The sequence below is a fragment of the Variovorax sp. GW823-FHT04B03 genome (assembly GCF_058796495.1).
This window is the reverse complement of record NZ_JBXAIT010000007.1, coordinates 442,067-454,810: the sequence shown is the minus strand read 5'-3', so window position 1 is coordinate 454,810 and position 12,744 is coordinate 442,067. Positions and strand designations below refer to the sequence as shown.

The window sequence follows — 12,744 nt, the reverse complement described above, 5'->3', positions numbered from 1 at the left end:
AGTCTGGATGATCTGGATTGCCTGTCAACCAAACAGTTGGTAATATAAATTTCAGGACCTGTTTTTACCTTCTTTTGGAGTGTTCCGCATGAAAAAGCTGTTGTCGGCCGCCGGCGCCACCGCCTTGCTGATGGCCTCGGCCCCTGCCGCGTTCGCGGCCGATGCCATGAGCCTGATGCTCAACTGGACACCCACGGCCGATCATGCGCCGATCTATTTCGCGAAGGCCAAGGGCTGGTACACCGAAGCGGGCATCGACCTGAACATCGAGGCCGGCAAGGGCTCGGCCGTGTCGGCGCAGCGCGTGGGCACGGGCGGCAGCGACCTGGGCATTTCCGACCTGCCCACCACGATCCAGGCCAAGGGCAAGGGCGCCGACGTGAAGGCCGTGATGGTCATCTACGCCAACAGCCCGCAGGGCTTCTACTGGCTCAAGTCGTCGGGCATCAACGGGCCGAAAGATTTCGCGGGCCGCAAGATCGGCAACCCGCCCGGCGACGCCGCGCGCCTCATGTGGCCGGCCTTCGCCAAGAAGGTGGGGCTCGACCCGGCCAGCGTGACCTTCGTCAACGTGAGCCCGCAGGCCAAGGTGGCGGCGCTGAAGAGCAAGTCGGTCGACATCATCAGCGACTTCTACAACGAGCACGACCTGAAGGCGCGCGAGTTCGGCGCCGACCTGGGCTTCCAGCCGTGGCGCGACGCGGGCGTGAACGTGTACGGCAACTCGCTGATCGTGAACGGCCCGTACCTTGCGAAGAACCCCGGCCAGGTGAAGAAGTTCGTGGCCGTGACGCAGCGTGCCTACGACGCCTGCGTGAAGAGCTTCGAGCCCTGCCTGCAGGCGCTGCAGGCCAGCGTGAGCGGCCTCACGCCCGACAACCAGCGCGACCAGTGGAACCGCATCAAGCAACTGATGCGCGACGACACCACCACCAAGGTGGCGCTCGGCGCCTTCGACGGTGCGCGCGTGAAGGCCGACTACGAGCTGGTGTCTTCGCTGATCGGCATCGACAAGGCGTACGACCCGGCGACGCTCTTCACCAACGAGTTCCTCGACAAGGGCGTGCGCATGGCGCCCAACTGATGGGAAGAAGCCGCTTCAGCGCGACTCGGAGGAGGGCGGCACCTTCGTGTTGCCCTTCTGCCGTTCGCGGAAGAGGGCGGCACGCATCAGAAAGATGGTGGTGATCGGCGCCGTCAGCACGATGAACAGCACGATCAGCACCGCGTGCAGGAACAGGCTGAAGCCCTGCACCGAGAAGTAGGCGATGGTGGCCACCGTCAGGCACCAGGCGCCCACCGTGGCGCCCAGCGTGGGTGCATGGATACGGCGAAAGAAGGTGGGCATGCGCACCAGGCCGAAGGAGCCGATGGCCGCGAAGGCCGCGCCGAGCACCGCGAACACGGCGGTGATGATCTCGGCCCAAAGAGGAAGTGCAGTGGCGCTCATTCGATGACCTCCCCGCGCAGCAAGAACTTGGCGATCGAGGTCGATCCCACGAAGCCGAACAGCGCCACCAGCATCGCCGCCTCGAAGTACACGCTGCTCGCGTAGTTGATGCCGAGCACCAGCATCATCAGCATGCCGTTGATGTACAGGCAGTCGAGTGCCATCACGCGGTCCTGCGCGGACGGGCCGGCCAGCAGGCGAAAGAGCGCGCACAGCATCGCCACGGCCAGCAGGAAGAGCGCGGCCTTCAGGGCCCAGAAGAGAACAGGCGTCATGATTCGAAAATCTCCATCAGCGGACGTTCGTAGCGGGTCTTGATCAGGGCGATGAAGGCCGCCTCGTCCTCGAGGTCGAACACGTGGATCAGCAGCGTGGTGCGGTCGAACGACACCTCGCCCCAGGCCGTGCCGGGCGTGAGGCACATGATCATCGCGAGCACGGCGAGGCCGTTGGGGTCGCGCATGTCCAGCGGAATCTGCACGAAGCGCGCCGAGATGTCGGCGGTGCGGCGCGTGAGCAGCAGCCGCGCCACGTCGTACGCCGACTTCAGCATGTCGAAGGTGACGAGGAACGACAGCCGCAGCGCCACGCCGGGCCGGCGCATGCGCACGGTGGCGGGGCGCAGGCCCTTGGTGATCAGCGGCACGGCGATGGCGAGCAGCGCGGCCGACAGCAGCGTGGCCGCCTCGAGCGACTGGTTGAGCAGCAGCCAGATGACGAACAGCGCGAACGACAGCGGCGGGGAAGGCATCAAGCGCTTCATGGCTTGGCCTCCTCTTTCTTCGCGGGCACCGGGTTGGGCTTCTGCTTGGCACCGAGCACGGCCTCGCGGTACGCAGTGGGCGTGCGCAGGCCGCCGGCGGTGGCCTGCGCGTGCTGCATCACGGGCTCGGCCCAGACCGTCAGCGCGACGCAGGCTGCGAGCAGGGCGGCCACCGGCAGCACCTCCAGCGCGGGCAGCGAGGGCATGGTGGCGTGGGGCTGCGTCCAGAAATGGCGGATGCCGGTGCGGCTCAGGGCGATCAGCGAGAGAAAGCCCGAGACGATCAGCAGGCCCAGGAAGGTCCAGCCGGCCGAGGCCACGGTCCTGCCGTCGAGGAGGCCCGAGAGCATCGCGAACTTGCCCACAAAGCCCGACAGCGGCGGCAGGCCCGCCAGCAGCAGCGTGCACAGCATGAAGCTCAGGCCCAGGAAGGCGACGCCCGCCGGGATGGCGCGGCCGTAGAGCGCCTGGGCGTCGTCGTCGAGGTTCACGTCGTCGAGCGCGCGCAGGTCTTCGGCCAGGAAGGGCGCGTTGCCCGCCGCCTCGTGCGGCGCGACGCTCATGCCCGCGTTGCGCCAGCGCTCGATCATGTCGATCAGCAGGAAGAAGGCCGCCACCGCGAGCGTCGAGCTCAGCATGTAGTACAGCGCACCCGCCCACACGGCGGGATCGCCCAGCCCGACGGCGGCCAGCAGCGTGCCCGCCGACACCAGCACGCTGAAGCCCGCGAGGTTCGACAGCCGCTGCGTGCCGACGATGCCGATGGCGCCGACGAACAGCGTCGCCAGCCCCACGCCCACCAGCGCGGCCTGCCCGAAGGCGGCCGAGGCGCCGGTGTCGGGCGCGAACAGCACGGTCCACAGGCGCAGCACGGTGTACACGCCGAGCTTGGTCAGGAGCGCAAACACCGCGCCCACCGGCGACACGGCCGCGCTGTAGGCCGGCACCAGCCAGAAGTTGAGCGGCCACGCGCCCGCCTTGGCGAAGAACGCGGTGGCCAGGATGGCCGCAGCCGCGTGCACCAGGCCGCGGTCGCCCGGCGCCAACTCGGCGATGCGCGCGCCCAGGTCGGCCATGTTGAGCGTGCCGGTCACGCCGTACAGGATGGCCGCGCCGATCAGGAACAGCGACGAGGCCGCGAGGTTGATCGCGATGTAGTGCAGCCCGGCGCGCACGCGCAGCCGGCCCGAGCCGTGCAGCAGCAGGCCGTACGAGGCCGCCAGCATCACCTCGAAGAACACGAACAGGTTGAACAGGTCGCCCGTGAGGAAGGCGCCGTTCAGGCCCATGAGCTGCAGCTGCAGCAGCGGATGAAAGTGCACGCCCGCGCGGTCCCAGCGCGAGGTCGAATAGATCGAGGCCGCGAAGGCCACCACGCCCGTGAGCGCGACCATCATGGTCGAGAGCCGGTCGGCCACCAGCGTGATGCCGAAGGGCGCGCGCCAGTTGCCCGGCAGGTACACGCCGATGGAGCCCGGGCCGCCGCCGGTGTCGGCCGCGTTCACCCAGCGCAGCAGCGCCAGCGCGGCCAGCAGGCCCACCAGGCCCGAGACCACGCTGAGGAAGGACTTGGTGCGCCGGTGGTTCTCGTTCATCAGCAGCATCAACGCCGCCGTGAGCATGGGCACGAGGATGGGCACCGCCACCAGGTGCGGCATGCTGAACTCGAGGAAGCGGTCGAGCAGGTGCAGGAGGTCGTTCATTCCACGGCCTCCCGCTCTTCCCCGTCCACGTGGTCGGTGCCCGACAGGCCGCGCGAGGCGAGCATGACGACGAGGAACAGCGCCGTCATCGCGAAGCCGATCACGATGGCCGTGAGCACCAGCGCCTGCGGCATCGGGTCGGCCGTGTTGGCCAGCGTGGCCTTGAAGCCTTCGACCAGCACCGGCTCGCTGTCGACCTTGAGCCGGCCCATGCTGAAGATGAACAGGTTGACCGCGTACGAGATGAGCGTCAGGCCCATGATGACCTGGAAGGTCCGCGGGCGCAGCAGCAGGTACACGCCCGAGCCGGTGAGCACGCCGATGGCGATGGCCAGCACGATTTCCATCAGCGGGCCCCTCCGGTGGCGGCAGCCGCTTCTTCGGCTTCGGCGGCCGCGCGGGCCTGCGCTTCTTTCTCTTCTTGTTCGTCGGCCCAGCGGTGGCTTCGGATGGACTGGTGGGCCAGCGCGGTCAGGATCAGCATGGTGGCGCCGAGCACCAGCGCGAACACGCCGATGTCGAAGAAGAGGGCACTGGGCACGTGCATGTCGCCCAGCAGTGGCACGTGCACGTGCGCGGTGTGCGTGGTGAGGAATGGGTAGCCGAACACGATCGCGCCGCCGCCGGTGGCCAGCGCGAACAGCAGGCCGATGGCGATCCAGCGGCGCGGGTAGATGCGCAGGTGCTCTTCCACCCACTCGGTGCCCGAGACGATGAACTGCAGCACCAACGCCACCGACATCACCAGCCCCGCGACGAAGCCGCCGCCGGGCGCGTTGTGGCCGCGCATGAAGAAGTACACCGACACCAGCACGGCCACCGGCAGCACGAGGCGCACCAGCACGGCCGGCACCATCAGGTAGCCGATGGCGGAGTCGGTGGCGCGGCGCGGGTTCAGCAGGTCGCTGCTGCCGTCGTCGACCTGCAGCCGTTGCTGAATGGGCAGCGCCATCGATTCGATGGCCGGGCGGAAGCGCCGCAGCAGCGCATACACGGTGAGCGCCACGATGCCCAGCACCGTGATCTCGCCGAAGGTGTCGAAGCCGCGGAAGTCGACCAGCATCACGTTGACCACGTTGGTGCCGCCGCCTTCGGTGAGCGCGCGTTCGAGGAAGAAGGGCGAGATGCTCTGCGGGAAGGTGCGCGTCATCATGGCCCAGGCCAGCGCCGCCATGCCGCAGCCGGCGATGGTGGCCACCAGCAGGTCGCGCCCGCGTCGACCCCAGGGGCGCAGCCGCATGCGCGCGGGCTGCACCACGTCCTTGCTGCGCATCGGCAGCCAGCGCAGGCCCAGCAGGATGAGCACGGTGGTCACGGCCTCGACCACCAGCTGCGTGAGCGCCAGGTCGGGCGCCGAGAACCAGATGTAGGTGACGCACGAGACCAGTCCGGCGCCCGCGGCCAGCATCAGCGCCGCGAGCCGGTGGAACTTGGCCTGCCACGCGGCGGCCACGGCGCAGGTGCAGCCGATGAGCCAGGTCATCGCGAACATCGGCGAGAACGGCAGCAGCTCGCGCGTGCCGCGATCGGCCGGCGTGGTCCACAACGAGGCCGCGGCGCCGGCCACGGCCACCACCACCAGCCACAGCAGCTGCCATTGCAGGCGGCGCGTGCCGAAGAGGCGGCGGCTGCGCCGGCCGGCTTCGCTCAGCAGCGCGATCAGGTGTTCGAAGATGAGCTGCCCGTCGAAGCGGTGCAGCAGCGGCGTGTGCTCCAGGCGCCCGCTGCCCAGCGGACGGCGCAGCAGCAGGTAGAGCACGGCGCCGCCCGCGAGCGCGACGAAGCTCATCATCAGCGGCAGGTTGAAGCCGTGCCACACGGCCAGACTGTAGACGGGCAGCGTGCCGCCGACCACCGGCGTGGCCGCCGCCGCGAGCATCGGGCCGACCGACCAGGCCGGCGCCACGCCCACCACCAGGCACACCAGCACCAGCAGCTCGACCGGCACGCGCATCCAGTGCGGCGGCTCGTGCGGGGGCTTGGGCACGTCGGGGCCGCAGGGCGGGCCGAAGAACACGTCGAACACGAAGCGCGCCGAGTACGCCACGCTGAAGATGCCCGCGAGGGTGGCGATGACCGGCAGGCTGAAGTCGATCCAGGGCGTGGCCTGGATGAAGACGGTCTCGGCGAAGAACATTTCCTTCGAGAGGAAGCCGTTGAGCAGCGGCACGCCGGCCATCGAGGCGCTGGCGATGATGGCCAGCGTGCCCGTGATGGGCATGAGGCGCATCAGGCCGCTGAGCTTGCGGATGTCGCGCGTGCCGGTCTCGTGGTCGATGATGCCGGCCGCCATGAACAGCGAGGCCTTGAAGGTCGCGTGGTTCATGACGTGGAAGACGGCCGCCACCGCCGCCAGCGGGCTGTTCAGGCCCAGCAGCAGCGTGATGAGGCCCAGGTGCGAGATGGTCGAGTAGGCCAGCAGCGCCTTCAGATCGCGCTGGAACATGGCCGCGAAGCCGCCCAGCAGCAGCGTGATCGCGCCCGCGCCGCCCACCATCCAGAACCATTGCTCGGTGCCCGAGAGCACGGGCCACAGCCGCGCCATCAGGAACACGCCCAGCTTCACCATGGTGGCCGAGTGCAGGTAGGCCGACACCGGCGTGGGCGCGGCCATCGCGCGCGGCAGCCAGAAGTGGAACGGGAACTGCGCACTCTTGGTGAACGCGCCGAGCAGGATCAGCACCAGCGCCACCGGGTACAGCGCGTGCGCGCGGATGATGTCGCCCGAGGCCAGCACGATGTCGAGCTCGTAGCTGCCGACGATGCGGCCCAGCACGAGCACGCCGGCCAAGAGGCACAGCCCGCCCGCGCCGGTGACAGTGAGCGCCATGCGCGCACCGCGCCGCGCGTCGCGCCGGTGGTGCCAGTAGCCGATGAGCAGGAACGAGAACAGGCTGGTGAGTTCCCAGAACAGCACCATCTGGATCAGGTTGCCCGAGAGCACCACGCCCATCATCGCGCCCATGAACGCGAGGAAGAACGAGAAGAAGCGCGGCACCGGGTCGGAAGCCGACATGTAGTAGCGCGCATAGAGCACCACCAGCGCGCCGATGCCCAGCACCAGCATGCAGAACAGCCACGCGAAGCCGTCGAGGCGGAACACGAGGTTCAGGCCGAGGGCGGGCAGCCACTCGATTTCCTGGCGCAGCACGTTGCCGTGTGCGATCTGCGGGAAGAGCCAGGCGACCTGGATCGCGCAGCCCAATGCGACGAGCCCTGCGAGGGTCGACTCCCGGTTGCGCGCGTTGGACGGCATCAACGCGGCCAGCACGCTGGCAAGAAAGGGGAGTGCGACGAGAAGGGCGAGGGGCATCGGGGGTCGATTCTATCGACCGACCCTCTGGGAAGCCCCTGTCTATAACCGCAGGAGAGCGGGCAGTTTTGTCGCGGTCACGAAGCCAGCACGAGCTGCACGCTGCGGATGCCCAGCCAGGTCAGCACCAGCGAGCCGCACAGGTGCAGCAGGCCGGTGCCCAGCGCCAGCAGCGGTCGTCCGCCGAGCAGCAGCGCGACCACTTCGGCCGAGAAGCTCGAGAAGGTCGTGAGCCCGCCGAGGAAGCCGGTGATGAGCAGCAGCCGCCACACCGGGTCGAGCTGCGGCAGCGCCTGGAACACGGCCACGGCCACGCCGACGAGGTAGCCGCCGACGAGGTTGGCGGCCAGCGTGCCGTAGGGCACGGGGCCGCCGGTGTTGAGCCACAGGCCCAGGCCCCAGCGGGCGAGGGCGCCGCACGAGGCGCCTACGCAGATCGCTAGAACCGGCAATAGAGGAGGCATCCGTTCCCTTGTCGTCGTCGCACTGTCATTTCTCCTTGCCCATCACCAGGTCGGGCAGGATCGTGACGATACCCGGGAACAGCGTGATCAGCGCGATGCACAGCACGAGGCAGAAGAAGAACGGAATCGCCGCCCGGGCGATCACGTTGCTGTCCTTGCCCGTCATGTTCTGCAGCACGAACAGGTTGAAGCCCACCGGCGGCGTGACCTCGGCGATCTCGACCAGCAGCACCACGAAGATGCCGAACCAGACCAGGTCGAAGCCTGCCTTCTGGATCATCGGCAGCACCACCGCGCTGGTCAGCACGATCATCGAGATGCCGTCCAGCGCCGTGCCCAGCACCAGGTACACCACCACCAGCGCGCCGATCAGCGCATAGGGCGACAGGTGCATGCTGTCGACCCACTCGGCCAGCTCGCGCGGGATGCCGGTGAAGGCCATGGTCTTGGTCAGGAACGCAGCCCCGGCCAGGATGAACATGATCATGCAACTGGTGCGCGTGGCGCCCATGATCCCGTCCTTGAAGTTCTGCCAGGTCAGGCTCTTGCCGTAGGCCGCGATGGCCAGCGAGCCCAGCACGCCGAAGGCCGCGCACTCGGTGGCCGTGGCCCAGCCGGCCACCAGCACCCAGACGATGAACACGATCAGCAGCGCGCAGGGAATGAGGTTGCCCGAGAGCCGGATCTTCTCCATGAAGGTGGTCGGTGGATCGGCCGGCGGCACCTGGTCGGGGTGGCGCAGGCTCCACCAGCCGATGTAGCCCGAGAACAGCAGCATCAGCAAAAAGCCCGGCAGGAAGCCGGCCAGGAAGATGCGGATGATGGAAGCATCGGCCGCCACGGCGTAGACCACCATGGTGATCGACGGCGGGATCAGGATGCCCAGCGTGCCGGCGGTGGCCAGCGAGCCGATGGCCAGCTTCTCGTTGTAGCCGCGGCGCTTGAGCTCGGGCAGCGCCACCTTGGCGATGGTGGCGCAGGTGGCGGCCGACGAGCCCGAGACCGAGCCGAACACGCCGCAGCCGAGGATGGTGGTGTGCATGAGCCGGCCGGGCACGCGGTTCAGCCACGGGCGCAGGCCTTCGAACATCTCCTCGCTGAGCTTGGTGCGGAACAGGATCTCGCCCATCCAGATGAACAGGGGCAGCGCCGCCAGCTCCCAGCTCGCGTTGCTTTCCCAGAAGGCCGAGAACAGGTTCTTGCCCGGCAGCGTGTTGGTGAAGAAGGCCTGGCCGACCCAGCCGACGATGGCCAGGGTCATGGCGATCCAGACGCCGCCGGCGAGCAGCAACAGCATGATGCCGAGCAGCAGCGCGCCCATCAGGAGGGTTTCGAGCATCGGTGTCTTTTGTTGTTGTCGTTGTCGGTCAGACGTCGGAAGAGAAGTCGCCCGCCGCGTGGCGCTCCTCGACGGCGCGCTGGTAGCTGGGCTTCTCGCCGCGCACCACGCCGACGAGTTCGTCGATCATGGCGATGAGCAGCAGCCAGCAGCCGATCACGAAGCTCGATTGCGGAATCCAGATCGGGATCACGAGCAGGCCCGTGGCCATCTCCTTGAACTCGTAGCTCTCGTACGTGAAGCTGGTGGCCCAGTAGGTCAGGTAGGCGACCGACACGGCGGCGATCAGCAGGCAGGCCACGTCGAGCACGCGGCGCACCTTGGGCGGCACGGCATCGAGCAGCAGCGTCACGCGCACGAAGTCGCCGTGCCGGAACGCATGCGCCATCGCGAAGAAAGCCGCCGCCGCGCACAGCCAGGCCACCGCGTCGTTGAGCCCGCTCACGTGCCAGTTCATCTGCCGGCCCACACCGGCCACGATCATCAGCACGAAGATCAGAAAGACGCAGAACGCACCGAGCGCGCCTGCACCGTTGTACAGGCCGTCGAGGAAGCGCCTCACGGCTTACTTCTTCTTGTAGGCGTCGACGATCGCCGCGCCGTCTGCACCGGCCGCCTTGAGCCAGTCGGCCTGCATGATGCCGCCGACCTGGCGCATGTCGGTGTCCAGTTTGGGCGAGGGCTTGTGGATCTTCATGCCGCGCTCGGCCAGCAGGCGCTTGTACTCGTCGTTCTTCTCCTGCGCGACCTTCCAGCCGCGTGCTTCGGCATCGGCTGCGGCCTTGGTGACGGCGGCCTTGCCGGCGGCGTCGAGTGCATCGAAGGCCTTGGCGTTCACGAGGATCGCGTTCTTCGGAATCCAGGCCTGCGTGTCGTAGAAGTTCTTGATGTGCTCGAAGGTCTTGGTGTCGTAGCCGGTGGAGCCCGAGCTCATGTAGCTCTCGATCACGCCGGTGGCCATCGCGGCGCTGAGTTCGGCCTGCTGGATCTGCACGGGCTGCGCGCCGATGAGTTCAGCGATCTTGGCCGTGGCCGGGCTGTAGGCGCGCCACTTGATGCCACGCAGGTCGGCCACCGAGCCGATCTCCTTCTTGGTGTAGATGCCCTGCGGCGCCCAGGGCACCACGAACAGCACCTTGATGCCTTGCGCGGCCAGCAGCTTGTCCATCGCGGGCTTGGAGGCGTCGTAGAGCTTGCGGGCCTCGGGATAGGTGGTGGCCAGGAAGGGCACGCCGTCCAGTGCGTAGATCGGGTTCTCGTTGGCGTAGTTGGCCAGCAGGATCTCGCCGGCCTGGGCCTGGCCGCTTTGCACGGCGCGCTTGATCTCGGGCGCCTTGAACAGCGACGCGTTGGCGTGCACCGTGATCTTCAGCTTGCCGCCGGTGGCCGCGTCCACGTCCTTCGCGAACTGCGTGATGTTCTCGGTGTGGTAGTTGGTCGCGGGGTAGGCGGTGGGCAGGTCCCACTTGGTTTGCGCGAAGGCGGCGGCGCCAAGGGTGAGGCCCGCCAGGGCAATGCCGAACTTGTGATTCATGGACGCGCTCCGGAATGTAGTCAAAGCTGAATGAAAGAAAAGCATACGTGCAAATTCCGGGCCATTCGCTGAGGCATTTCCCTGCCATGTGGTGTCGATGCGGCACCAGGCGCGGGCATGAAAAAACCGCCTCGGGGGCGGTTTCTTCGTTTCAGGGCGAGGTCACTGCTTGGCGGGTTTCGCCTCGGCCACCTTGGCGGCCTTGCCTGCCTTGGCCGGTGCCGCCGCGCCGTTGAAGCTCTGGCCGTTGACCGTCAGGCCCTCGGCCGACAGCTTGGCCGCGCTCTTTTCCTTCACGCCCTTCACGCGCTGCATGAGGTCGGGCCAGTCCTTGAACTCGCCTTCCTTGCGCGCGTCGAGGATGCGCTTGGACAGCGAGGGGCCGACGCCCTTGAGGCCGTCGAGGTCGGCGGCGCTGCCCTTGTTGGCGTCGACGGCGGCGAACGAGACGGCCGCGAAGCACATGGCGAGCGTGGCGATGACTTTCTTGAACATGGTGAAAACTCCCTCTTCAATCGTTGGTATGGCTATGCCGACAGGAATATCGGCTTCGGCTCAACGAGAGGGCGAACGCACCAGTTGACGTGAAAACGGGGCCCAGGGCCCCGTGTGACGATTGTTCCGAACTGTGGTCAGAGTTCTTCCACGCGACGCGGCGGGTAGCTGTCCCAGGCCTGGCAGCCGGGGCAGTGCCAGAAGTACTGGTGTGCCTCGAAGCCGCAGGCCGCACAGCGGTAGCGCATGAGCGGCCGGGTGGCCTGGTCGAGCGCGCGTTGCACCTGCGGATGGAACTGTTCGTGCTCGAAGCGCTCGCCGGCGAGCCAGCGCGAAGCCGCGACGAGCGAGGGCTGGTGCGCGAGGTGGGCGATGTAGCTGTCGCGCGGCGTGGGGGCGGGCGCTTCTTCGGCGGGCGTGTCCGATGCCGTGCGGGCCGGCGTGCCACCGAGCGCGATCAGCGCCTCGAGCACGTCGATCGACGGCGACTCGGCATAGCGCCGCTGCAGCAGCGCCAGCGCCTCGCCTTCGCGCTGCGCGGCCACGGCGGCCTTCTGCAGCGACGCGGCATACAGCGGCAGCGCCAGCGGCGCCGTGTCGCTGAGCCCTTCGAGCGTGTCGAAGGCCGCGGCGGCTTCGCCGTTGCGCAGCTGCAAGGTGGCGGTGTCGATGGCCGGCCGCGGGGCCTGCGGCGCCAGCGCGCGGGCCTGCGTGAGCAGGTCGCTGGCGCCCTGCAGGTCGCCGGTCGCGACGCGTTCGTTGGCCTGCTCGCACAGGTGGTGGGCGCGGCGCGTGCTGTAGCTGGCCTGGTCGGACTCGTCGAGCTTCTGCGCCACGTCGGCGGCCTGCGCCCATTCGCGCGAGCGTTCGTAGATGGCCAGCAGCGCGAGCCGGGCCTCGTTCTCGTAGCGCGTGCCTTCGAGCTTCTGCAGCGCCGCTTCGGCGCGGTCGAGCAGGCCGGCGCGCAGGAAGTCCTGCGCCAGCGCGTGCTGTGCGCGCTCGCGGTCGGCACGGCTCAGGTCGCCGCGCCCCAGCAGGTGCTCGTGCACGCGCACCGCGCGCTGGTACTCGCCGCGGCGGCGGAACAGGTTGCCGAGCGCGAAGTGCAGCTCCTGCGTGTCGGGGTCGTTCTGCACGGCCTCGATGAAGGCGTCGATGGCCTGGTCCTGCTGCTCGTTGAGAAGGAAGTTCAGGCCGCGAAAGTAGGCCTTGGGCGCCTGCCGGTTCTCGAGCTTGAGCTGGCGGATGTCGAAGCGCGATGCGAGCCAGCCCAGCACGAAGGCGACGGGCAGGCCGATCAGCAGCCAGCTGGGATCAAAGTCCATGTTGACGTACGGCGGGAAGGTCGGTGGCGGAGATGGACGGCGTTGCCGCGGAGGCGGTCGCAGTGGCCAGCGGTGCGGGCGAAGGGGCTTCGGAAACCGCAGGCACCTGGGCCGCGGCGGCGCGGTGTTTCCACCAGCCGGGCAGCATGCCCAGCGCGCCGACCACGAGCCCGCCGGCAAAGGCCGCGAGCACGACGAGCACCAGTGGCGCGCGCCAGTGGGTTCCGAAGAAGAAGTAGACGGTCGCGTCGTGCTGGTTGTTCAGCGCGAAGGCGAAGAGCGTAAAAAAAATGGCTGCCTTGAGCAGCCACAGGAGGTACTTCATAGCTGTTCCCGTTGCCGGGAGCATTCTACGTTT

The 12,744-nt window shown here is 68.1% G+C and carries 14 protein-coding genes; 1 reads left to right on the top strand and 13 read right to left on the bottom strand.

What is annotated here, in order from left to right:
* Positions 1-88: 88 nt before the first annotated feature.
* Positions 89-1,084, top strand: coding sequence for an ABC transporter substrate-binding protein (locus tag AC1RAD_RS28910; RefSeq protein ID WP_167394993.1), 996 nt, complete (start codon positions 89-91; stop codon positions 1,082-1,084).
* A 15-nt stretch (positions 1,085-1,099) separates the two neighbouring features.
* Here the strand turns inward: AC1RAD_RS28910 and mnhG are convergent, their stop codons facing one another.
* The 13 genes from mnhG to AC1RAD_RS28845 all read right to left on the bottom strand — a co-directional run bounded on the left by mnhG (position 1,100) and on the right by AC1RAD_RS28845 (position 12,711).
* Positions 1,100-1,450, bottom strand: coding sequence for a monovalent cation/H(+) antiporter subunit G (gene mnhG / locus AC1RAD_RS28905; protein WP_062468694.1), 351 nt, complete (start codon positions 1,448-1,450; stop codon positions 1,100-1,102).
* Complete coding sequence (locus tag AC1RAD_RS28900) at positions 1,447-1,725, bottom strand: K+/H+ antiporter subunit F (protein ID WP_062468691.1); 279 nt, start codon at positions 1,723-1,725, stop codon at positions 1,447-1,449. The genes mnhG and AC1RAD_RS28900 overlap by 4 nt, the downstream gene beginning before the upstream one ends.
* Complete coding sequence (locus AC1RAD_RS28895; RefSeq protein ID WP_062468688.1) at positions 1,722-2,213, bottom strand: Na+/H+ antiporter subunit E; 492 nt, start codon at positions 2,211-2,213, stop codon at positions 1,722-1,724. Before AC1RAD_RS28895 ends, AC1RAD_RS28900 begins: the two co-directional genes overlap by 4 nt.
* Entirely contained in the window at positions 2,210-3,916 is a 1,707-nt protein-coding gene (locus tag AC1RAD_RS28890) for a monovalent cation/H+ antiporter subunit D (protein WP_159274629.1), read from the bottom strand. The genes AC1RAD_RS28895 and AC1RAD_RS28890 overlap by 4 nt, the downstream gene beginning before the upstream one ends.
* Positions 3,913-4,263 carry a Na+/H+ antiporter subunit C gene (locus AC1RAD_RS28885; RefSeq protein WP_056582686.1) on the bottom strand — a complete coding sequence of 117 codons (351 nt, stop codon included), beginning with the start codon at positions 4,261-4,263 and terminating at the stop codon, positions 3,913-3,915. The genes AC1RAD_RS28890 and AC1RAD_RS28885 overlap by 4 nt, the downstream gene beginning before the upstream one ends.
* Positions 4,263-7,229, bottom strand: a complete 2,967-nt coding sequence (locus AC1RAD_RS28880; protein WP_492738539.1) for a monovalent cation/H+ antiporter subunit A — start codon at positions 7,227-7,229, stop codon at positions 4,263-4,265. The genes AC1RAD_RS28885 and AC1RAD_RS28880 overlap by 1 nt, the downstream gene beginning before the upstream one ends.
* Before the next feature lie 77 nt (positions 7,230-7,306).
* Entirely contained in the window at positions 7,307-7,693 is a 387-nt protein-coding gene (crcB, locus tag AC1RAD_RS28875) for a fluoride efflux transporter CrcB (protein ID WP_062468679.1), read from the bottom strand.
* Positions 7,694-7,718: 25 nt separating this feature from the next.
* Positions 7,719-9,032, bottom strand: a complete 1,314-nt coding sequence (locus AC1RAD_RS28870; RefSeq protein WP_175497132.1) for a TRAP transporter large permease — start codon at positions 9,030-9,032, stop codon at positions 7,719-7,721.
* A gap of 28 nt (positions 9,033-9,060) precedes the next feature.
* Positions 9,061-9,594 (bottom strand): TRAP transporter small permease, encoded by a 534-nt coding sequence (locus tag AC1RAD_RS28865; protein ID WP_492738537.1) that lies wholly within the window; start codon positions 9,592-9,594, stop codon positions 9,061-9,063.
* Between the two features lie 3 nt (positions 9,595-9,597).
* Positions 9,598-10,566: a TRAP transporter substrate-binding protein gene (locus tag AC1RAD_RS28860; RefSeq protein ID WP_062468673.1), complete on the bottom strand. Its 969-nt coding sequence runs from the start codon at positions 10,564-10,566 to the stop codon at positions 9,598-9,600.
* A 162-nt stretch (positions 10,567-10,728) separates the two neighbouring features.
* A complete protein-coding gene (locus AC1RAD_RS28855; RefSeq protein ID WP_095744337.1) occupies positions 10,729-11,061 on the bottom strand; it encodes a ComEA family DNA-binding protein in 333 nt (110 codons plus the stop codon).
* Positions 11,062-11,198: 137 nt separating this feature from the next.
* Positions 11,199-12,386, bottom strand: a complete 1,188-nt coding sequence (lapB, locus tag AC1RAD_RS28850) for a lipopolysaccharide assembly protein LapB (RefSeq protein ID WP_492738535.1) — start codon at positions 12,384-12,386, stop codon at positions 11,199-11,201.
* Positions 12,376-12,711, bottom strand: a complete 336-nt coding sequence (locus tag AC1RAD_RS28845) for a LapA family protein (protein WP_095744339.1) — start codon at positions 12,709-12,711, stop codon at positions 12,376-12,378. The genes lapB and AC1RAD_RS28845 overlap by 11 nt, the downstream gene beginning before the upstream one ends.
* Positions 12,712-12,744 lie beyond the last annotated feature (33 nt).